The following is a 19740-nucleotide window of genomic DNA, read 5'->3' as shown; positions in this document are numbered from 1 at the left end:
GAGAAAGAAGTGCCATCAGAGGCATTGGAGATGTTCTACGACGACGACGCGGACCTGACGATCATCCAGGGCCGCAAGGTCGGCGTCATCGGATACGGCAGCCAGGGGCACGCGCACTCGCTGAGCCTGCGCGACTCCGGCGTGCAGGTGCGCGTCGGCCTCAAGGAAGGTTCGAAGTCGCGGCCGAAGGTCTCCGAGCAGGGCCTGGACGTCGACACCCCCGCGGAGGTCGCCAAGTGGGCCGACGTCATCATGCTGCTGGCCCCCGACACCGCTCAGGCCGACATCTTCAAAAACGACATCGAGCCCAACCTGAAGGCCGGCGACGCTTTGTTTTTCGGTCACGGACTCAACATCCACTTCGGCCTGATCAAGCCGCCCGCCGATGTCACCATCGCGATGGTCGCCCCCAAGGGGCCCGGCCACCTGGTGCGCCGCCAGTTCGTCGACGGCAAGGGCGTGCCCTGCCTGATCGCCGTGGACCAGGACCCGACCGGTCAGGGCGAGGCGCTGGCGCTGTCGTACGCCAAGGCGATCGGCGGCACCCGCGCCGGCGTCATCAAGACCACCTTCAAGGACGAGACCGAAACCGACCTGTTCGGTGAGCAGGCCGTGTTGTGCGGTGGCACGGAGGAACTGGTGAAGACCGGTTTCGACGTGATGGTCGAGGCGGGCTACCCGCCGGAGATGGCGTACTTCGAGGTGCTGCACGAGCTCAAGCTGATCGTCGACCTGATGTACGAGGGCGGCATCGCCCGGATGAACTACTCGGTGTCCGACACCGCCGAGTTCGGCGGCTACCTGTCGGGGCCTCGCGTCATCGATGAAGGCACCAAGGACCGGATGCGGGAGATCCTGCGCGACATCCAGAACGGCGACTTCGTCAAGAAGCTGGTCGCCAACGTCGAGGGCGGCAACAAGCAACTCGAGCAGCTGCGCAAGGAGAACGCCGAGCACGCCATCGAGGTCACGGGCAAGAAGCTGCGCGACCTGATGAGCTGGGTGGACCGCCCGATCACCGAAACGGCGTAAGGGTCAGCTGCCTCGAAACATAAACCGTTGCGCCGGTTTCCGGCGTGTCGTCGCAAACGTTTACGTGTCGCGCAGGCGCCCGGCGACCGCCACCACCCGGCGGGCAAGGTGGTCGAGGGCGTTCTGGGTGGCGTCGTCGCACTCACCGATGTTGTCGTGGGTGGACACCAGGCTGACGCCGTACGGGTTGCCGTCGACGAACTTGACCGGATCGGTGTATCCCGGCGGCACGATGATGCCGCCGAAATGCATCAGGGTGATGTAGAGCGACAGCAAGGTCGTTTCCTGCCCGCCGTGCAGCGTGTTGGACGACGTGAACGCCGCATACACCTTGTCGGCGAGCTTGCCTTCGGCCCACTGCCCGCCCAGCGAGTCGAGGAAGGCGCGCAATTGCGCGGCGGGAGAACCGAAGCGGGTCGGCGAGCCGAAGATCACCGCGTCGGCCCACACGATGTCGTCGCCGGTGGCCGCGGGGAGGTCCTTGGTCGCCTCGTAGTTCGCGGTCCACGCCGGGGTGCGCGAGAACGATTGCGGGTCCTGGGTTTCGGCGACGTGCCGCACAGCCCGACGGCACCGAGCGCGGCACCGAGCGCTTGTCGCCCAGCAGTAAGCCCACCACGTCTTCGGAGTGCCCGACCAGCGGGCCCAGCAGCCGCCGCCAGGACGCGCCGTGCTCCAGCTCCGCGCAGGTGCGCTCGAGATCGCGGTAGGCGATCGCGGCCGGGCGGCCCGGCAGCGGGTTGGCATAGGAAATCTCCGGGACCGCCAGTCGCACGCCGCGTGCCGGCAGGTCGAACGCGGCGAAGAACGGCGACGCCAGCGCCAGCGGGTGAACCACCGAGCACACGTCGTGCAAGACTCCCGGAGAATCTGGGGCGGCCGCGGTGCGGGCGCCGCCGCCGAACGCCGGCTGTGCCTCGATGACCTGCACTTTCAGGCCCGCACGGGCGCAGATGACGGCCACGGCGAGCCCGTTGGGCCCGCTGCCGACTATGGTCACGTCCACGGTGGCGGCCACCCGTCAATTACAGCCGATAGGCTGGCCGCGTGAATCTGCCTGTTGTACTCATTGCCGACAAACTCGCCGAATCAACCGTCGCCGCCCTGGGGGACCAGGTCGAGGTGCGCTGGGTCGACGGGCCCGACCGGCCGAAGCTGCTGGCGGCCGTGCCCGAGGCCGACGCGCTGCTGGTGCGGTCGGCCACCACCGTCGACGCCGAGGTGCTGGCGGCCGCTCCCAAGCTCAAGATCGTGGCCCGCGCCGGGGTCGGCCTGGACAACGTCGACGTGGACGCCGCGACGACGCGCGGGGTGCTGGTGGTCAACGCCCCCACCTCGAACATTCACAGCGCCGCCGAACATGCGATGGCGCTGCTCCTGTCCGCCGCGCGGGAGATCCCGGCGGCCGATGCCACGCTGCGCGAGCACACCTGGAAGCGGTCGAAGTTCTCGGGCACCGAGATTTTCGGCAAGACGGTCGGTGTCGTCGGGCTGGGCCGGATCGGCCAGTTGTTCGCGCAGCGGATCGAGGCGTTCGGCACCCACCTGGTCGCCTACGACCCCTACGTGTCGCCGGCCCGGGCCGCGCAGCTCGGCATCGAGCTGCTCCCCCTGGACGACCTGCTGGCCCGCGCCGACTTCATCTCGGTGCATCTGCCGAAGACGCCCGAGACCGCGGGCCTGATCGACAAGGAGGCGCTGGCCAAGACCAAGCCGGGCGTCATCATCGTCAACGCGGCGCGCGGCGGCCTGGTGGACGAGGCGGCGCTGGCCGAAGCCGTCAACAGCGGGCACGTGCGCGCCGCCGGCCTCGACGTGTTCTCCACCGAACCCTGCACCGACAGCCCGCTTTTCGAGCTGCCGCAGGTGGTGGTCACACCGCACCTGGGGGCGTCCACCGCCGAGGCCCAGGACCGGGCCGGCACCGACGTCGCCGAGAGCGTGCGGCTGGCCCTGGCCGGTGAATTCGTTCCCGACGCGGTCAACGTCGGCGGCGGCGTGGTCAACGAGGAGGTGGCGCCGTGGCTGGACCTGGCGCGCAAGCTCGGCGTGCTGGTCGCCACCATGTCCGACGGGCCGCCGGTGTCGTTGTCGGTGCAGGTGCGCGGCGAGCTCGCTGCCGAAGACGTTGAGGTGCTGAAGCTTTCGGCCCTGCGCGGGCTGTTCTCGGCCGTCGTCGAGGGCCCGGTGACGTTCGTCAACGCGCCGGCGCTGGCGGCCGAACGCGGCGTTTCCGCCGAGCTCTCGACGGCCTCGGAAAGCCCCAACTACCGCAGCATGATCGACGTGCGGGGCGTGGCCCACGACGGTACGGCCGTCAACGTCGCCGGCACGCTGACCGGAACGCAGCAGGTCCAGAAGATCGTGCAGATCAACGGTCGCCACTTCGACCTGCGCGCCGAAGGCACCAACCTGATCGTCCACTACGTCGACCAGCCGGGCGCGTTGGGCAAGATCGGCACCCTGCTCGGTGGCGCCGGGGTGAACATCCACGCGGCCCAACTGTCCGAGGACGCCGAGGGTCCGTTCGCGACGATCCTGCTGCGCGTCGACCAGGACGTGCCGGAGGATGTGCGGTCGGCGATCGCGGCCGCGGTGAGCGCCAAGAAGCTCGAAGTGGTTGACCTGTCGTGAAACTCGCGGTGATCGGCGGCGACGGCATCGGGCCGGAGGTGGTGGCCGAGGCCGTCAAAGTCCTGGACGCGGTGGTGCCGGGCGTGGACAAGACCGGCTACGACCTCGGCGCCCGCCGGTACCACGCCACGGGCGAGTTGCTGCCGGACTCGGTGCTCGCCGAATTGCGTGAGCACGACGCCATCCTGCTCGGAGCGGTCGGCGATCCCTCGGTGCCCAGCGGCGTGCTGGAGCGAGGACTGTTGCTGCGCCTGCGTTTCGAGCTGGATCACCACGTGAACCTGCGGCCGGGCCGGCTCTATCCCGGGGTGAGCAGCCCGCTCGCGGGAAACCCGGAGATCGACTTCGTGGTGGTCCGCGAGGGCACCGAGGGGCCCTACACCGGCAACGGCGGCGCGATCCGCGCCGGAACGCCGCACGAGGTGGCCACCGAGGTCAGCCTGAACACCGCGTTCGGCGTGCGTCGAGTGGTGCACTACGCGTTCGAGCGGGCGATGCTGCGCCGCAAGCACTTGACGCTGGTGCACAAGAACAACGTGCTGACATTCGCGGGGAAGCTGTGGTCGCGGATCGTCGCCGAGGTCGGGGAGGAGTATCCCGACGTGGAGGTGGCGTACCAACACGTCGACGCGGCGACCATCTTCATGGTTACCGACCCCGGCCGCTTCGACGTGATCGTCACCGACAACCTGTTCGGCGACATCATCACCGACCTGTCCGCGGCGGTGTGCGGTGGAATTGGCTTGGCCGCCAGCGGAAACATCGACGCCACCCGGACCAACCCGTCGATGTTCGAGCCGGTGCACGGCAGCGCACCCGACATCGCCGGTCAGGGCATCGCGGATCCGACCGCCGCGATCATGTCGGTGGCGCTGCTGCTCGACCACCTCGGCGAGGACGATGCTGCTGCCCGGGTGGACCGTGCGGTCGAGAATTATCTGGCAACTCGTGGGAACGAACGGCGCGCCACCAGCGAAGTCGGCGAACTGATCGCAGCCGCGCTCTAGTTTCCAGCCCGGGCGGCAACAACCGGATCGGCACCAACGGCACGGCCGCCAGGGGGAACAGCCCGCACAGCGCCCACGCCGGCGGATACCTTGCCGCGCTGATCAGCAGACCGAACAGCGGGGGACCGACGGCCGCCACCACCCGCTGGGTGGTGTTCTGGATGCCCAGCGCGCGCCCACTCCAGAACGGGCCGGCGAATTCGGTGATGGCGGTGGCCTCCAGCCCGTTGTCGAGCACCGCGAGCACCGAGACCGCGACCATGAGCGCGATGTCGAATCGCGAATCCACCAGGTCCGAAAGCGCCAGCAGGAACAGGGTCAGCGCGGCGGCCGCGGCGACGACGGCCACCGGTTGCATGCGTGAGCCGATGCGATCCGACCAGCGGCCGACCGCGACGCGACCCGCGGCGCCGAGCAGCTGCGCCACGGTGACCAGGCCGCCGGCCGCGGCGACCGACCAGTGGTGGTGGTTGACCAGCCACACCAGCATGAAGGTGACCGTCACCGTCTGCGGCATCATGAGCAGGCCCGCGACCGCGTGAATGCGCCACAGCACCGAGGATCCGCGATACGGGCTGGCCAGTTCGGACTCCGTGGCCGTCTTGCGGGATTTCCGCGGCGGGTTGACGACGCCGACCGCGCTGACCACGGCCGCCGCGCTGCACACGAATGCCGGAAACATCAGCCCCGCGTGCGGGCCGCGCTCGGCCAACTCGGGCATCACCAACGCGCCCACCGCGATCCCCAGCGGTTGGGCGGTCTGCCGGATGCCCATCGCCAGGCCGCGTTGCTGCGCGGGGAACCACCCGGACACCAAACGACCGCCCGCGGTGTTGCAGCTCGCCGCGGCCATGCCACCGAGAAAGAGATAGATCCCGACCCACACCATCGAATGGGCCGATGCCGCGGCGTAGGCCGCGGCCGCGGTGAGCGCGGAGCCCGCGGTCAGCACGATCCGCTCGCCCACGCGGTCCAGGACGTAGCCCCACAGCACCAGGGTGACGACCATGCCCCAGCTGGGCATCGACGACAACAGACCGGCTTCGGTCAGCGCAATCCCGCGCTGGTCCTGCAGCGACGGGATCAAAAAGGCGATGCCGTTGATGAACAGGAAGGAACTGGCCGTCACGAACAGCGAGACGACCAGCACCATCCAGCGCCCTCCCGCGCTGAGCGTGGCGTCGCCCTTCGGCATCAATCCATGCTTGCAGAGCGCCGACACCGGCCGCTGTGACTCGGGAAACGGCCACTAGGCTCAAGCGAATGCGCCTTGGTCGAATCGCCAGTCCCGACGGTGTCGCCTTCGTCAGCATCGAGGGCGAACTGGACGATCCCGCCGGGATGGTCGCGCGGGAGATCGCCGAGCACCCGTTCGGCACGCCGAACTTCACCGGCCGGTCGTGGCCGCTGGCCGACGTGCGGCTGCTGGCCCCGATATTGGCCGGCAAGGTGGTTTGCGTCGGCAAGAACTACGCCGATCACATCGCGGAAATGAGCAGCTTCGCGACGGGCCCGGCGGCGGCGGATCCGATCATCTTCCTCAAGCCCAACACCGCGATCATCGGGCCGAATGTGCCGATCCGGTTGCCCGCCAACGCCTCACCCGTGCACTTCGAGGGCGAGCTGGCCGCGGTCATCGGCCGGCCGTGCAAGGACGTGCCCGCCGCCCGGGCCGCCGACAGCATCCTCGGCTACACCATCGGCAATGACGTGTCGGCGCGCGACCAACAACAGGCCGACGGCCAATGGACCCGCGCCAAGGGCCATGACACCTTCTGCCCGGTCGGGCCGTGGATCGTCACCGACGTCGATCCGGCGGATCTCGAACTGCGCACCGAGGTCAACGGCGAGGTGAAGCAACACAGCCGCACTTCGCAGATGATCCACGACGTCGGCGCCATCGTGGAATGGATCTCGGCGGTGATGACCCTGCTGCCGGGCGATCTCATCCTCACCGGAACACCCGCGGGCGTCGGCCCCATCGAGGACGGCGACACGGTGTCCATTTCCATCGAGGGCATCGGCAGCCTCGTCAACCCCGTTGTGCGCAAAGGAAAGTCGTGACCGTACGAGTCCGATTCTGCCCGTCGCCGACCGGCACCCCGCACGTCGGGATGGCCCGCACTGCGCTGTTCAATTGGGCCTACGCCCGACACACCGGCGGCACCTTCGTGTTTCGCATCGAGGACACCGACGCCCAGCGCGACACCGAGGAAAGCTATCTGGCGCTGCTCGACGCGCTGCGCTGGCTCGGCCTCGACTGGGACGAGGGTCCCGAGGTCGGCGGGCCCTACGGCCCCTACCGGCAGTCGCAGCGCACCGAGATCTACCGCGACGTGGTGGCCAGGCTGCTGGAGGCCGGGGAGGCCTACTACGCCTTCTCGACCCCGGAGGAGGTCGAGGCCCGCCACATCGCCGCGGGCCGCAATCCCAAACTGGGCTACGACAACTTCGACCGGCAGCTCACCGACTCCCAGCGCGCGGCGTTTCTGGCCGAGGGCCGTCAGCCGGTCGTGCGGCTGCGGATGCCCGACGAAGACCTCGCTTGGGACGACCTGGTGCGCGGACCGACCACGTTCGGGGCGGGCAGCGTGCCCGACTTCGCCCTCACCCGCGCGACGGGAGATCCGTTGTACACGTTGGTGAACCCGGTCGACGACGCGTTGATGAAAATCACCCACGTGCTGCGCGGCGAGGACCTGCTGTCGTCGACCCCCCGCCAGCTCGCCCTGTACCAGGCGATGATCCGGATCGGGGTCGCCGAACGCACGCCGCAATTCGCGCACTTGCCAACGGTATTGGGGGAGGGCACCAAGAAGCTCTCCAAGCGCGATCCGCAGTCGAACCTGTTCGCCCACCGCGACCGGGGCTTCATCCCCGAGGGGTTGCTCAATTACCTTGCGCTGCTGGGCTGGGCGATCGCCGACGACCACGACCTGTTCAGCCTCGACGAAATGGTGGCCGCGTTCGACGTCGTCGATGTCAATTCGAACCCGGCCCGGTTCGACCAGAAGAAGGCCGACGCGCTGAACGCCGAGCACATCCGGATGCTCGACGCCGGCGACTTCGCCGCCAGGCTGCGCGACTTCCTGGACACCCACGGCCATCGGGTTCCGCTCGACGATGCCCGATTTGCCACCGCCGCCGAGCTGGTGCAGACGCGCATCGTGGTCCTCGCCGACGCGTGGGACCTGCTGAGGTTCCTCAACGACGACGAATACGCGATCGACCCCAAGGCCGCCGCCAAGGAGCTCGGCCCGGACGGCATCGCCGTGTTGGACGCGGCGCTGACCGCTCTGGACGGGGTGACGGACTGGAGCACGGCACAGATCGAGCACGCCCTCAAGACCGCGCTCATCGAAAACCTGGGACTCAAACCGCGCAAGGCGTTTGGTCCGATCCGGGTCGCCGCGACGGGAACGACGATCAGCCCACCGTTGTTCGAATCACTGGAGCTGCTGGGCCGCGACCGCAGCGTGGCGCGGTTGCGGGCGGCGCGCGACGGTGCGGTCTGAGTTTTTGGTAGTCTGCACTGCGGTTTGCAATGGCCGCCTACGGTTGGCCACAGCGGTTGCGGGACACCCTGCAAAACCGTTGTGACCAGTGGTTTTAGGTCGCCAATGGGGTATGGTGTAATTGGCAACACAGCTGATTCTGGTTCAGCCATTCTAGGTTCGAGTCCTGGTACCCCAGCGCTAGAGAGGTTTTGGGCGCAGCACGATCAGCGATTAGGTCGCCTTTCTGCGGTGAGCTATGCTGGCAGCTCGGATCGGTTCTGGCCCCGTCGTCTAGCGGCCTAGGACGCCGCCCTCTCACGGCGGTAGCGTGGGTTCGAATCCCATCGGGGCTACAAAATCTATTGGCCGGTCCGCAGCGCGGCCGGCGCGGTCGATCCGCCCACCGGCATCTGCGGCAACCCGAGCTTGCGGTGATCCCACGAGCGTGCGCGGCGGCCGACGATGCGCACGCAGACCCGCTTGTTCATCATCTGCTCGACGAAGGGCTTCATGTCGTCGGTGTAGGGGCCGGTATAGCGCTCGAAGACGCTGACCCCGACCCGGTGCGAGACGTCGGGATCGTCGACGATCTCGGCGACGCCCTCGAAGGACACCCCGCGCAGCGTGTCGTAGGTGTCGCCGTCCTCGATCAGGAAGCTCACCCGCGGGTCGCGGGTGAGGTTGACCGCCTTCTGCGACTTGGCCTTGGTCTCGAGCCAGATCTCGCCGTCGACGACGGCGTACCACATCGCGGTCAAGTGCGGCTGGCCGTCGGGGCCGACGGTGGCCAGCGTGCCGGTGCGGCTCTTCACGACGAAGTCGGCGATCTCGTCGTCGGACATGACGATGCTCGAGCGCTGATTGGTTCCCATGGCGGTCAGTGTGTCAGGCGGCGCGCGATTGAGTGTGTGGTGGTGGCCCGGAACGCGCGCCGCCGAACTAGAGCCGGCGGGTGAGCGCGTCCGCGGCGGACAGCAGATCGGCGGCCCAGCGAGCCCCGGGGCGCCGGCCGATCCGATCGACGGGTCCCGACACCGATATCGCCGCGACGACGACGCCGCGGTTGTCGCGCACCGGCGCCGACACGCTGGCCACCCCGGGCTCGCGCTCGGCCACGCTTTGCGCCCAGCCGCGCCGGCGCACGTCGGCCAGCGTCCGGTCGGTGAACTTCGCCGTCGGCAGTACGGCTTTCTGAGTGGCGGCGTCGGCATAGGCGAGTAGCACCTTGGCCCCGGAACCCGCCGTCATCGGTAACCGCGCGCCGACCGGAACCGTATCGCGAAGACCCGCAGCCGGTTCCAGGGCGGCCACGCAGACCCGCGAGGTGCCCTCGCGGCGATACAGCTGGATGCTCTCGCCGGTGGTCTCACGCAACGCGGGCAGCACCGCCGCGCTCGCCGCCAGCAGCGGGTCATTGACCCGGACCGCGAGTTCGGGGACTGCCGGGCCCAGCCCCCAACGCCCCGCGTCGTCGCGCGCGAGCAGCCGATGGACTTCCAGGGCGGCGGCCAGCCGGTAGGCGGTGGCCCTGGGCAGCCCGGTTCGTTCGCACAGTTCGGCCAATCCGCAGGGGGATTCCGCGATCGTGTGCAGCACGACCACAGCTTTGTCCAGGACGCCGATGCCGCTATGCTGTCTCATGAGGAGATACTAGCGTCTCACATTCTGAGAAACAGCGAAAGACCGAACAGAGGCGAATTCGAGATGGGATCCGACAAACCGCGCACCCTGGCCGAAAAGGTCTGGGACGACCACGTTGTGGTGAGAGGGGGCGAATCCGAACAGGCAGACGCCCCTGACCTGATCTACATCGATCTGCATTTGGTGCACGAGGTCACCAGCCCGCAGGCTTTCGACGGGCTTAGCCTGGCCGGCCGGCGGGTGCGACGCCCCGACCTGACGCTGGCCACCGAGGACCACAACGTGCCCACGCTCGACATCGACAAGCCGATCGCCGACCCCGTGTCGCGCACACAGGTCGAGACGTTGCGGCACAACTGCGCGGAATTCGGCGTCCGGCTCTACCCGATGGGCGACATCGATCAAGGCATCGTGCATGTCGTCGGTCCGCAATTGGGCCTCACCCAGCCGGGCATGACGATCGTCTGTGGCGACAGCCACACGTCCACGCACGGCGCATTTGGCGCGCTGGCCATGGGAATTGGCACCTCGGAGGTCGAGCATGTGCTGGCCACCCAGACTTTGCCGTTGCGCCCCTTCAAGACGATGGCGGTCAATGTCGACGGCACGCTGCCCACCGGCGTGACCGCCAAGGACATCATCCTCGCGCTGATCGCGAAGATCGGCACCGGCGGCGGGCAGGGTCACGTCATCGAATACCGGGGCAGCGCCATCGAATCGCTGTCCATGGAAGGCCGGATGACGGTCTGCAACATGAGCATCGAGGCCGGGGCCCGGGCGGGCATGGTGGCACCGGACGACACCACGTACGAATTCCTGCGCGGGCGCCCGCACGCGCCCGCTGGCGCGCAATGGGATGCCGCCCTCGAGTACTGGCGGCAGCTGGGCACCGAGCCCGGCGCCGTCTTCGACACCGAGGTCTATCTCGACGCGGCCTCGCTGAGCCCGTTCGTCACGTGGGGGACAAATCCCGGCCAGGGGGTGCCGCTGGACGCGGCCGTGCCCGACCCCGAACTGATCGGCGACGACGGCGAGCGACAGGCCGCCGAGAAAGCCTTGGCGTACATGGACCTTCGAGCCGGGACACCGATGCGCGATATCAGCGTCGACGCCGTGTTCGTCGGCTCTTGTACCAATGGTCGTATCGAAGACCTGCGCGCGGTGGCCGACGTATTGCGTGGGCGCAAGGTCGCCCAGGGGGTGCGAATGCTGGTCGTGCCCGGCTCGATGCGGGTGCGCGCGCAGGCGGAGGCCGAAGGGCTGGGCGAGATTTTCACCGCCGCCGGCGCCGAATGGCGTCAGGCGGGATGCTCGATGTGCCTGGGCATGAACCCCGATCAGCTTTCGGCGGGGGAGCGGTGCGCCGCGACGTCCAACCGCAACTTCGAAGGGCGGCAGGGCAGAGGCGGCCGCACGCACCTGGTGTCGCCGGCCGTCGCGGCCGCAACGGCGGTGCGGGGCAGGCTGTCCGCGCCGGCCGACTTGCATTCCAACTGACTTCGAAACGAGGACGAAAATGGAAGCCTTTCGCACCCACACGGGTATCGGCGTGCCGCTGCGACGGTCCAATGTCGATACCGATCAGATCATTCCCGCCGTGTTTTTGAAACGCGTTACTCGAACCGGTTTCGAGGACGGTTTGTTCGCCACGTGGCGTTCCGATCCTTCATTCGTGCTCAATCTCAGCCCCTTTGACCGCGGCTCGGTTCTGGTCGCCGGGCCCGATTTCGGCACGGGTTCGTCGCGCGAGCATGCGGTGTGGGCGCTGATGGACTACGGGTTCCGGGTGGTCATCTCGTCTCGATTCGGTGACATTTTTCGGGGCAACGCCGGCAAGGCGGGCCTGTTGGCCGCCGAAGTTTCTCAGGACGGCGTGGAACTCCTTTGGAAGCTCATCGAGGGCAGCCCGGGCTTGGAAATCACTGCCAATCTTCAAGATCGAAATATCACCGCCGGAACGACGGTGCTGCCGTTCAAGATTGACGACCATACCGCCTACCGACTGCTCGAGGGCCTCGACGATATAGCCCTTACGCTGCGAAAACTCGACAACATTGAGGCCTTCGAGGCGGCGCGCCCGGAGTGGAAACCGCGCACTTCGCCCGCCTCCTGAACGGTCGATCGGTACAGATTTTTTTCTCGATCGGCTAAGTAAACCCCGCCGATTTCGCGGTCCCCCACCGGTCAAGGGCGGCAACCGGATTGCGAAAAGTTGCGCCGTTCGGTCCTGAAATTGCGCGTGGCTCTTGGAAATTTGCTGGGTGAGGGTTTACCGTGTCCACTAGTCGGTTCCCAAAACGAGGACCACTAGCTTCGGAGGGTTTGGATGAACAAAGCAGAGCTCATAGATGTGCTCACACAGAAATTGGGCTCGGACCGTCGACAGGCGACCGCTGCCGTCGAGAATGTCGTCGACACGATTGTGCGTGCGGTGCACAAGGGCGACAGCGTCACCATTACCGGGTTCGGTGTGTTCGAGCAGCGGCGGCGCGCGGCGCGCGTGGCCCGCAACCCGCGTACCGGCGAGACGGTAAAGGTAAAGCCGACATCGGTTCCCGCGTTCCGGCCCGGTGCCCAATTCAAAGCGGTTGTGTCTGGCGCGCAGCGCCTCCCGTCGGAAGGACCAGCAGTGAAGCGTGGTGTTGTGGCAGGCGGTGCGGCCAAGAAGGCCGCGAAGAAGGCTCCGGCCAAGAAGGCCGCCGCTAAGAAAGCTCCGGCCAAGAAGGCCGCCGCTAAGAAAGCTCCGGCCAAGAAGGCCGCGGTGAAGAAGGCTCCCGCCAAGAAGGCCGCGGTGAAGAAGGCTCCCGCCAAGAAGGCCGCGGTGAAGAAGGCTCCCGCCAAGAAGGCCGCAGTGAAGAAGGCTCCCGCCAAGAAGGCCGCAGTGAAGAGGGCGCCGGCCAAGAAGGCCGCGAGCAAGGCGCCGGCCCGGAAGGCTCCCGCCAAGAAGGCCACCGCGCGGCGCGGCCGCCGCTAAGAAGTTCCGGTACGCGGATACCCTTCGGGGTGGCAGTAACGCCGCCCCGAAGGGTATTTGCGTGTCAGGCCCGCACGTTGGCGGCCAGTGCGCCGCCGATGTGGTCGGCCGACACCAGCCGGCCGCCGGATAGCGACAGCACCCACGTACTGCCCTTGTGGTTGCGGGATTTATCGGCGCGCACTCCGTCGCGTTCGCACCACCAGGCGATCAGGTCCGGAATCACCTTGCCCTGCGTGCAAATCACCGGGGTGCCGCCCTCCTCGGCGATGGCCAGCATCCGGTGGCGGGCGCGCTTGGGGTTCTTGGCGTAGGACTCCTCGGTGAGGGCGGGCTCGTTGTGCACGCTCACACCGAGCTCCTCGGCGAGCGGTTCGACCGTCTGGTGGCAGCGGAGCCGGTCGGCCGCGTACACGTCGGAGGCGCCGAAGGCGAGCAGTTGTGGGACCAGGGCTTCGGCCTGCGCGCGTCCCCGCTTATCCAGCGGTCGTTTGGTGTCGTCGCCCTTGAAGCGTGACTTTCTGCCGGCGGTGGCGTGCCGGACGACCAGCACGGTTTGCGTGTCGGCGGGCTGTTTCGCGAAGTGGCGCAACATCTTTCGGTCGTGTGGGTAGGTGAGTCTGTCCTTGGCTTCGGCCACCGGCAACCAGACCAGTTCGTCGACCTCGCTGCCGGGCGTGAATTCGCCGCCGGTGCTGCGCGCGGCCCAGTAGTGGACCTTTTTGACGCCCTGGTCGATCGGGTAGCTCACCACGTCCAGCCGCCGGCCGAGGATCGCGCCTTGACCGGTCTCCTCGAATACCTCTCGCACCGCCGCCACGGGTGCCGTCTCGCCGGGATCCACCTTGCCCTTGGGCAGCGACCAGTCGTCGTATCGGGGGCGATGGATGACGGCGACCTCGAGGCCGGGGTTGCCGGAATCCGCGGGCCGCCACAGCACAGCGCCCGCGGCGTACACGACCCGACTCCCCGAGCGCCGATTGGCGGACGAGTTCTGGGCTGGCAACTCAACTCCTGCAGGTCAATTCGGCGAGGTACGCACGGCCGTGGGCGCGACCAGGAAAGCTACCACATGTCTTCATGCGCTCCGGTGCAGCTCCATCAGCGATTCCTGATGGTCGCGCACCGGGTGGCCAGCCGGCGGCGACGCGATCCACTGCCCGTCGGCGCCGAGCTCCCAGCACCGGGTGGACGGGTCCAACGCGGACTCGAACAAGTCGTCCAGGTACGCGGTGAGCCTGGGATCCTTGACCTGAACCAGCGCCTCGACGCGCCGGTCGAGGTTGCGGTGCATCATGTCGGCGCTGCCGATCCAAAACTCGTTGATGCGGCCGAAATGGATGATCCGCGAGTGCTCCAGGAAGCGGCCGAGGATCGAGCGGACCGAAATGTTCTCCGAAAACCCTTCCGCGCCCGGGCGCAGCGCGCAGATGCCGCGCACCACGATCTCCACGCGCACGCCGGCGCGGGAGGCGCGATACAGCGCGTCGATGACCTGCTCGTCGACCAGAGCGTTCATCTTCATCCGGATCCGTCCCCCGCCGCTTTCGCGGTGCGCGTCGATCTCGCGCTCGACGCGCTCGATGATGCCGGTGCGGATGCTGTGCGGGGCCACCAACAGGTTGCGGTAGGACACCTTCCGCGAGTACCCGGTGAGCGAATTGAACAGGTCCGTCAGGTCGGCCCCGATTTCCGGCGACGCCGTGAGCAGACCGACGTCCTCGTACAGCCGAGCCGTCTTGCCGTTGTAGTTGCCGGTCCCGATGTGGCAGTACCGCCGGATCGTTGGGCCCTCCCGGCGCACCACCAGGCAGGTCTTGCAGTGCGTCTTGAGTCCGACGTACCCGTAAACCACGTGCACGCCCGCCTGCTCCAGTTCGCGCGCCCAGCGGATGTTGGCCTGCTCGTCGAAGCGCGCTTTGATCTCCACCATCGCCACCACCTGCTTGCCGGCCTCGGCGGCGTTGATGAGCGCCCGCACGATCGGCGAGTCACCGGATGTGCGGTACAGCGTCTGCTTGATCGCCAGCACGTTGGGATCGGCGGCGGCCTGCTCGATGAATCGCTGCACGCTGGTGGAAAACGACTCATACGGATGATGAAGCAGCACATCGCCTTCGCGCAGCGTCGCGAAAATGCTGCGTGGTGTTTCGCGGTCGACGAAGGCGGGGCTGGTGGCCGGAACGAACGCCGGGTCTTTCAGCGCCGGCCGGTCCAGTCCGTAGACCTGCCACAACGACGACAGATCGAGCAGGCCGGGCACCTCGACGACGTCACCGGGATTCACGTCGAGTTCGCGCAGCAGCAACTCCAGCATGCTTTCGGTCATGTCATCGGCGATCTCGAGTCGGACCGGCGAACCGAACCGGCGGCGCGCCAGCTCCCGCTCCAGCGCTTGCAGCAGGTCTTCGTCGCGGTCCTCTTCGACCTCGTAGTCGGCGTTGCGGGTGATGCGGAACGCGTGATGCTGCACGACTTCCATGCCGGGGAAGAGCACCGGCAGGAAGGCCGCGATGAGCTCTTCCATTGGCAGGTAGCGGATTATGGCGGGGCCTTCGCCGCCACCCTCCGCATCGCGACGGCTCTCGAGCTCGACGAAGCGGTCGACGTTGTTCGGGACCTTGACGCGGGCGAAGTGCTGGCCGCCGTCCTCGGGCTGGCGCACCATGACGGCCAGGTTCAAACTCAGCCCGCTGACGAAGGGGAAGGGGTGGGCGGGGTCGACGGCCAAGGGCGTCAGGACCGGAAAGACCTGCTCGTTGAAGTACGTCGAGAGTTCGTCGCGCTCATCCGGATCCAGATCGGCCCACGTGACGATGTGGATGCCTTCGGCGGCCAGCGCCGGCTCCACCGAATCGAGGAACGCGCGCGCGTGCCGGGTCGCGATCCGCTGCGTGTGCTCGCCGATGAGGGCCAGTTGCTCGCGCGGCGTCAGGCCGTCGGCCGAGCGCACGGACAGCCCCATCTCGTCGCGGCGTTTGAGGCCGGCCACCCGAACCATGTAGAACTCGTCGAGATTGGAAGCGAAGATCGCCAAGAACTTCGCGCGCTCCAGCAGCGGCAGCGAGTTGTCTTCGGCCAGCGCGAGCACGCGCGCGTTGAAGTCCAGCCAGCTCAGCTCCCGATTGAGGTAACGGTCCTCCGGCAGCGCGTCGTCGATCGCGGCCTGCGTTGCGGCAACCGGTGCGCCCGCGGTCGAGTCGCCGGTGTGCCACGCGGATTCTTCGAGGCGCGCCTCGGCTTCGATTTCGGTCACCCTGCGATCATTGCTCATTCCCGCTGGTGCTGCTAGCGCCCCATCGACATCCATCGCGCGTTGGCGCGCAGTTCATCGCTCGTACAGGTTTAGTGCTGCGCGACGGCCCGGGCCGTCGCGGACCCGACCCCGAGGCGGCGGGCGGCCGTGAGGTCGGCGGGGGTGTCGACGTCGCAGCGCAGGCCCGGCCATGCGCCCGTCAGCTCGATCGCACCCGAACGGCGGTGCCGCGCGCACGAATCCGGCCCGAAATGCGGATCCAGCGGGGCCCCGAACGCGCACAGCGCGGCGGTTCCCGTCGCCAACCGGTCGGCGACGAAACTGCGCCGGTGCTGGCGCCCGGCGGCAATCGCCTCGGCCAGCTCCTGGGTCTGCAATGCCGGCAAATCACCTTGCAGCACAACGATATTGGTGAAGGATTCGGATACCGCGCGTTCCGCGGTGGCGATCGCGCTGTTGAGCGGGTCGCTGTTGCCGTCGGGCGTCGGATCGGCGAGCACGCCGGCGCCCAGCCCGGCGGCGGCCGCCGCCGCGGCCTCGTCGGGCGTGATGACGGTGATCGAGCCCAGCGCGGCAACGCCGGACGCGGCGGTCAGCGTGTCGATCAGCATGGCCAGCACCACCCGCTCCCGGGTCCGCGCCGAGAACACCGGTGCCAGCCGGGTCTTTGCGGCGGCCAACCGTTTGACGGCGATGATCAACGCCACGTCACCGGCGCCGTCGCCCGCCCCGTCGGACCGTGTGCCGCTCATGGGGCCATCCTGCCAGCGCGACCGCGGCGGCCGGGCGCCACGGTAGCGTGACGACACCGACAGGACGACGCAGACAGACGGGGATGGCAGATGGCCGGTTCAGTGGGCGCCATTGCGGTGATGGGCGCCGGCGCCTGGGGCACGGCGCTGGCCAAGGTGCTGGCCGACGCCGGCGAGGAGGTTGTGCTGTGGGCCCGGCGATCCGACGTCGCCGACGAAATCAATGCCACCCGGTACAACCCCGACTATCTGCCCGGCACCCCGTTGCCGCAGGGCGTCCGCGCCACCGCGGACGCCGGTGATGCGCTGGCCGGCGCGACGACGGTGCTGCTCGGAGTCCCGGCGCAGACGATGCGCGGCAACCTCGAGCGGTGGGCGCCGCTGGTGGCCGACGGCGCGACCCTGGTCAGCCTCGCCAAGGGCATCGAGCTGGGCACGCTGATGCGCATGAGCCAGGTGATCATCTCGGTGACCGGGGTGGACCCGGCGCAGGTCGCGGTCATCTCGGGCCCGAACCTGGCCAGCGAGATCGCCGAATGCCAGCCCACCGCGACGGTCGTGGCGTGCAGCGACTCCGGCCGGGCGGTCGCGGTGCAGCGCATGCTCAACAGCGGGTATTTCCGTCCCTATACCAACAGCGATGTGGTCGGCACCGAGATCGGCGGGGCCTGCAAGAACGTCATCGCGCTCGCGTGCGGGATGGCGGCCGGCGTCGGGCTCGGCGAAAACACCGCGGCCGCGATCATCACCCGGGGATTGGCGGAGATCATGCGGCTCGGGATCGCCCTCGGCGCCAAGGGCGCGACGCTGGCGGGGCTGGCGGGCGTGGGTGACCTGGTCGCCACGTGCACCTCGCCGCATTCGCGCAACCGGTCCTTCGGCGAACGGCTGGGCCGCGGCGGGACCATGGAGTCGGCCACGCAGGCGGGACACGGGCACGTCGTCGAGGGGGTGACGTCCTGCGAGGCGGTCCTCGCGCTGGCGTCCAGCTACGACGTCGAAATGCCGCTCACCGACGCCGTGCACCGGGTGTGTCACAAGGGGTTGTCGGTGGACGAGGCGATGGCGCTGCTGCTGGGTCGCAGCACCAAGCCCGAATGAGGCGCCCGGGCCGGACAAACCCCAGCTAGCGGTCCGGCATCCGACCCGGGGACGCCACAACCGGTAGCCTCTGAAGGTTGTGAGTCCCAGCGAGCGCGTGCGCGTCGCCGTCGTCTTCGGCGGACGCAGCAACGAGCACGCCATCTCCTGCGTGTCGGCGGGCAGCATCCTGCGCAATCTCGACCCGCAGCGCTTCGAGGTGGTCGCGGTCGGCATCACCCCGGAGGGCTCGTGGGTGCTCACCGACGGGGACCCGGACGCGTTGGCGATCAGCAACCGGCAGCTGCCCGAGGTGACCGCCGAATCGGGCACCGAGCTGGCCCTGCCGGCCGACCCGCGGCGCAGCGGTCAGCTGGTGTCGCTTCAGCCCGGGGCGGGTGATGTCCTGGCGTCGGTCGATGTGGTGTTCCCGGTGCTGCACGGGCCCTACGGCGAGGACGGCACCATCCAGGGGCTGCTCGAACTCGCCGGGGTGCCCTACGTCGGTGCCGGGGTGCTGGCCAGCGCCGCGGGCATGGACAAGGAATTCACCAAGAAGCTCCTTGTCGCCGAGGGACTTCCGGTCGGTCGGCACGCGGTGCTGCGCCCCTCGCGGCCGGAGCTGGATCTCGAGGAGCGCGAGCGGCTGGGTTTGCCGGTGTTCGTCAAACCCGCGCGGGGCGGTTCGTCGATCGGGGTCAGCCGGGTCTCGAGCTGGGACGAACTGGCCGCGGCGGTGGCCAATGCGCGACGGCACGATCCGAAGGTGATCGTCGAGGCGGCGATCAACGGTCGCGAGCTGGAGTGCGGCGTGCTCGAAATGCCGGACGGCACAGTGGAAGCCAGCACGCTGGGCGAGATCCGGGTGGTCGGGGTGCGGGGGCGCGAGGACTCCTTCTACGACTTCGCGACGAAATACCTCGACGACGCGGCCGAACTGGACGTGCCCGCGAAGGTCGACGACGACGTCGCGGATGCGGTGCGCCAGTTGGCGATCCGGGCGTTCAAGGCCATCGACTGCCAGGGGCTGGCCCGGGTCGACTTCTTCCTGACCGAAGACGGCCCCGTCATCAACGAGATCAACACGATGCCGGGGTTCACCACCATCTCGATGTACCCGAGGATGTGGGCGGCCAGCGGCGTCGACTATCCCACCCTGCTGGCGACCATGGTGCAGACGGCGTTGGCTCGCGGCGTAGGGCTCCGTTGACTAGCTGGCGGCCGCGGGGTTGATCGGTACGGCCGGCATGGTGTGGTCGATCACGTCGGAGAGCTGCTGGATGGGCGTGGGCCCCGATCCCGCGGGCAGCGTGAGGGCCACGTACACGGGCCGGTCGACCGCGTACCAGGTGGACCTGCCGGCGTCGCCGGCGGATTGCCGATCGGCCGAAACCTCGAACCACTGCACCCGATCGACGATCTGGATCGGCGATCCCACCACGAACTCGGCCGGGCGGTCCAGCCCGCAGCGCAACACCACCGGCTCGCCACCGGACCCGGCGCGCCAGGCCGCCGCGCCCTCGGGGGCCGGCTGCGCCAGCGTGGCGCGTTGATAGTCCCCGAGCCGCTGCGGCAGCGCGCCGGCCAGCGACCGGCACGCGGCGTCGGACGCGTGCGGCGCCGGGGCGGCGGCGACGGCAACCGGCGGCGGAGGTGCCTGCCGGGTCGCCGCGACGGCCAGGATCACGCCGATCGCCACGACGGCCAGCGTGACCGCGGCGATGAGTACCGCGCGCGGCGGCCCTGCATCGGCGGCTGCGACGGCATCGGGATCGGTCTCCACCGCCCGCGCACCTCCTGATCTCGTAGACTGGCGCGGTCCGCTCGCACGGGCAGGAATCCAACTTACCGGCCGCGAGGCGCCGGA

16 protein-coding genes, 2 tRNA genes and 3 pseudogenes are annotated in these 19740 nt (G+C 68.5%); 12 read left to right on the top strand and 9 right to left on the bottom strand.

Annotated elements, in window-relative coordinates; translation table 11 throughout:
* Positions 1 to 30: 30 nt before the first annotated feature.
* The gene (gene ilvC, locus A5787_RS19990; protein ID WP_066970149.1) at positions 31 to 1032 is read left to right on the top strand and encodes a ketol-acid reductoisomerase; all 1002 of its coding nucleotides are present in this window, start codon (positions 31 to 33) and stop codon (positions 1030 to 1032) included.
* 60 nt (positions 1033 to 1092) lie between these two features.
* Here the strand turns inward: ilvC and A5787_RS19985 are convergent.
* Positions 1093 to 1593: pseudogene (locus A5787_RS19985) on the bottom strand (NAD(P)H-dependent oxidoreductase); the annotation flags it as partial.
* A 4-nt stretch (positions 1594 to 1597) separates the two neighbouring features.
* A pseudogene (locus A5787_RS26950) lies at positions 1598 to 2038 on the bottom strand (phytoene desaturase family protein); the annotation flags it as partial.
* A 41-nt stretch (positions 2039 to 2079) separates the two neighbouring features.
* Here A5787_RS26950 and serA point away from each other — a divergent pair.
* Complete coding sequence (gene serA / locus A5787_RS19980; RefSeq protein ID WP_066970121.1) at positions 2080 to 3666, top strand: phosphoglycerate dehydrogenase; 1587 nt, start codon at positions 2080 to 2082, stop codon at positions 3664 to 3666.
* Entirely contained in the window at positions 3663 to 4673 is a 1011-nt protein-coding gene (locus tag A5787_RS19975; protein WP_066970118.1) for a 3-isopropylmalate dehydrogenase, read from the top strand. Before serA ends, A5787_RS19975 begins: the two co-directional genes overlap by 4 nt.
* Positions 4674 to 4806: 133 nt before the next feature.
* On the opposite strand, the pseudogene A5787_RS26945 reads toward A5787_RS19975, so the two are convergent.
* Positions 4807 to 5826: pseudogene (locus tag A5787_RS26945) on the bottom strand (MFS transporter); the annotation flags it as partial.
* A gap of 110 nt (positions 5827 to 5936) precedes the next feature.
* Between A5787_RS26945 and A5787_RS19970 the strand changes: the two are divergent.
* The 4 genes from A5787_RS19970 to A5787_RS19955 all read left to right on the top strand — a co-directional run bounded on the left by A5787_RS19970 (position 5937) and on the right by A5787_RS19955 (position 8523).
* Positions 5937 to 6737 carry a fumarylacetoacetate hydrolase family protein gene (locus A5787_RS19970; protein ID WP_066970116.1) on the top strand — a complete coding sequence of 267 codons (801 nt, stop codon included), beginning with the start codon at positions 5937 to 5939 and terminating at the stop codon, positions 6735 to 6737.
* Positions 6734 to 8188 carry a glutamate--tRNA ligase gene (gene gltX / locus A5787_RS19965; RefSeq protein WP_082977335.1) on the top strand — a complete coding sequence of 485 codons (1455 nt, stop codon included), beginning with the start codon at positions 6734 to 6736 and terminating at the stop codon, positions 8186 to 8188. Before A5787_RS19970 ends, gltX begins: the two co-directional genes overlap by 4 nt.
* 106 nt (positions 8189 to 8294) lie before the next feature.
* Positions 8295 to 8366 (top strand) — tRNA-Gln (locus A5787_RS19960).
* An 84-nt stretch (positions 8367 to 8450) separates the two neighbouring features.
* Positions 8451 to 8523 (top strand) — tRNA-Glu (locus A5787_RS19955).
* 6 nt (positions 8524 to 8529) lie between these two features.
* Here the strand turns inward: A5787_RS19955 and A5787_RS19950 are convergent.
* Positions 8530 to 9042 carry a pyridoxamine 5'-phosphate oxidase family protein gene (locus tag A5787_RS19950; RefSeq protein WP_066970111.1) on the bottom strand — a complete coding sequence of 171 codons (513 nt, stop codon included), beginning with the start codon at positions 9040 to 9042 and terminating at the stop codon, positions 8530 to 8532.
* Positions 9043 to 9109: 67 nt separating this feature from the next.
* On the bottom strand, positions 9110 to 9811 hold the full coding sequence (locus A5787_RS19945) for an IclR family transcriptional regulator (RefSeq protein WP_066970109.1): 702 nt from the start codon (positions 9809 to 9811) through the stop codon (positions 9110 to 9112).
* Between the two features lie 63 nt (positions 9812 to 9874).
* Between A5787_RS19945 and leuC the strand changes: the two genes are divergently transcribed.
* The 3 genes from leuC to A5787_RS19930 all read left to right on the top strand — a co-directional run bounded on the left by leuC (position 9875) and on the right by A5787_RS19930 (position 12785).
* Positions 9875 to 11308 (top strand): 3-isopropylmalate dehydratase large subunit, encoded by a 1434-nt coding sequence (gene leuC, locus A5787_RS19940; RefSeq protein ID WP_066970107.1) that lies wholly within the window; start codon positions 9875 to 9877, stop codon positions 11306 to 11308.
* A 19-nt stretch (positions 11309 to 11327) separates the two neighbouring features.
* Positions 11328 to 11924 carry a 3-isopropylmalate dehydratase small subunit gene (gene leuD / locus A5787_RS19935; RefSeq protein WP_066970104.1) on the top strand — a complete coding sequence of 199 codons (597 nt, stop codon included), beginning with the start codon at positions 11328 to 11330 and terminating at the stop codon, positions 11922 to 11924.
* A 213-nt stretch (positions 11925 to 12137) separates the two neighbouring features.
* Positions 12138 to 12785 carry an HU family DNA-binding protein gene (locus A5787_RS19930; RefSeq protein ID WP_066970101.1) on the top strand — a complete coding sequence of 216 codons (648 nt, stop codon included), beginning with the start codon at positions 12138 to 12140 and terminating at the stop codon, positions 12783 to 12785.
* Between the two features lie 64 nt (positions 12786 to 12849).
* On the opposite strand, the gene A5787_RS19925 is transcribed toward A5787_RS19930, so the two are convergent.
* The 3 genes from A5787_RS19925 to cofC form a co-directional block, all read right to left on the bottom strand.
* Positions 12850 to 13791, bottom strand: coding sequence for an NUDIX hydrolase (locus tag A5787_RS19925; RefSeq protein WP_066970100.1), 942 nt, complete (start codon positions 13789 to 13791; stop codon positions 12850 to 12852).
* Positions 13792 to 13863: 72 nt separating this feature from the next.
* Positions 13864 to 16095: an RNA degradosome polyphosphate kinase gene (locus A5787_RS19920; RefSeq protein WP_066970098.1), complete on the bottom strand. Its 2232-nt coding sequence runs from the start codon at positions 16093 to 16095 to the stop codon at positions 13864 to 13866.
* Positions 16096 to 16130: 35 nt separating this feature from the next.
* Positions 16131 to 16793 carry a 2-phospho-L-lactate guanylyltransferase gene (gene cofC / locus A5787_RS19915; RefSeq protein ID WP_066970096.1) on the bottom strand — a complete coding sequence of 221 codons (663 nt, stop codon included), beginning with the start codon at positions 16791 to 16793 and terminating at the stop codon, positions 16131 to 16133.
* Between the two features lie 90 nt (positions 16794 to 16883).
* Between cofC and A5787_RS19910 the strand changes: the two genes are divergently transcribed.
* Together A5787_RS19910 and A5787_RS19905 are read left to right on the top strand one after the other, a co-directional pair.
* Entirely contained in the window at positions 16884 to 17894 is a 1011-nt protein-coding gene (locus A5787_RS19910) for an NAD(P)H-dependent glycerol-3-phosphate dehydrogenase (protein ID WP_066970091.1), read from the top strand.
* 79 nt (positions 17895 to 17973) lie between these two features.
* The gene (locus tag A5787_RS19905; RefSeq protein WP_066970090.1) at positions 17974 to 19083 is read left to right on the top strand and encodes a D-alanine--D-alanine ligase family protein; all 1110 of its coding nucleotides are present in this window, start codon (positions 17974 to 17976) and stop codon (positions 19081 to 19083) included.
* Here the strand turns inward: A5787_RS19905 and A5787_RS19900 are convergent, their stop codons facing one another.
* On the bottom strand, positions 19084 to 19656 hold the full coding sequence (locus A5787_RS19900; RefSeq protein WP_066970089.1) for a DUF3515 domain-containing protein: 573 nt from the start codon (positions 19654 to 19656) through the stop codon (positions 19084 to 19086). It abuts the gene before it with no gap.
* Positions 19657 to 19740: the final 84 nt, after the last annotated feature.

It is taken from the genome of Mycobacterium sp. 852002-50816_SCH5313054-b, from assembly GCF_001667185.1.
Classification (GTDB): Bacteria; Actinomycetota; Actinomycetes; order Mycobacteriales; family Mycobacteriaceae; genus Mycobacterium.
This window is presented reverse-complemented; position numbering and strand designations above follow the sequence as displayed.

Excerpts from the sequence above, each read along its gene's own strand:
- cofC (WP_066970096.1), bottom strand. The coding sequence starts at position 16,793 with ATGAGCGGCACACGGTCCGACGGGGCGGGCGACGGCGCCGGTGACGTG.
- ilvC (WP_066970149.1), top strand. The coding sequence starts at position 31 with ATGTTCTACGACGACGACGCGGACCTGACGATCATCCAGGGCCGCAAG.
- A5787_RS19970 (WP_066970116.1), top strand. The coding sequence starts at position 5,937 with ATGCGCCTTGGTCGAATCGCCAGTCCCGACGGTGTCGCCTTCGTCAGC.
- A5787_RS19950 (WP_066970111.1), bottom strand. The coding sequence starts at position 9,042 with ATGGGAACCAATCAGCGCTCGAGCATCGTCATGTCCGACGACGAGATC.
- A5787_RS19910 (WP_066970091.1), top strand. The coding sequence starts at position 16,884 with ATGGCCGGTTCAGTGGGCGCCATTGCGGTGATGGGCGCCGGCGCCTGG.
- leuC (WP_066970107.1), top strand. The coding sequence starts at position 9,875 with ATGGGATCCGACAAACCGCGCACCCTGGCCGAAAAGGTCTGGGACGAC.
- leuD (WP_066970104.1), top strand. The coding sequence starts at position 11,328 with ATGGAAGCCTTTCGCACCCACACGGGTATCGGCGTGCCGCTGCGACGG.
- A5787_RS19945 (WP_066970109.1), bottom strand. The coding sequence starts at position 9,811 with ATGAGACAGCATAGCGGCATCGGCGTCCTGGACAAAGCTGTGGTCGTG.
- A5787_RS19920 (WP_066970098.1), bottom strand. The coding sequence starts at position 16,095 with ATGGATGTCGATGGGGCGCTAGCAGCACCAGCGGGAATGAGCAATGAT.
- A5787_RS19930 (WP_066970101.1), top strand. The coding sequence starts at position 12,138 with ATGAACAAAGCAGAGCTCATAGATGTGCTCACACAGAAATTGGGCTCG.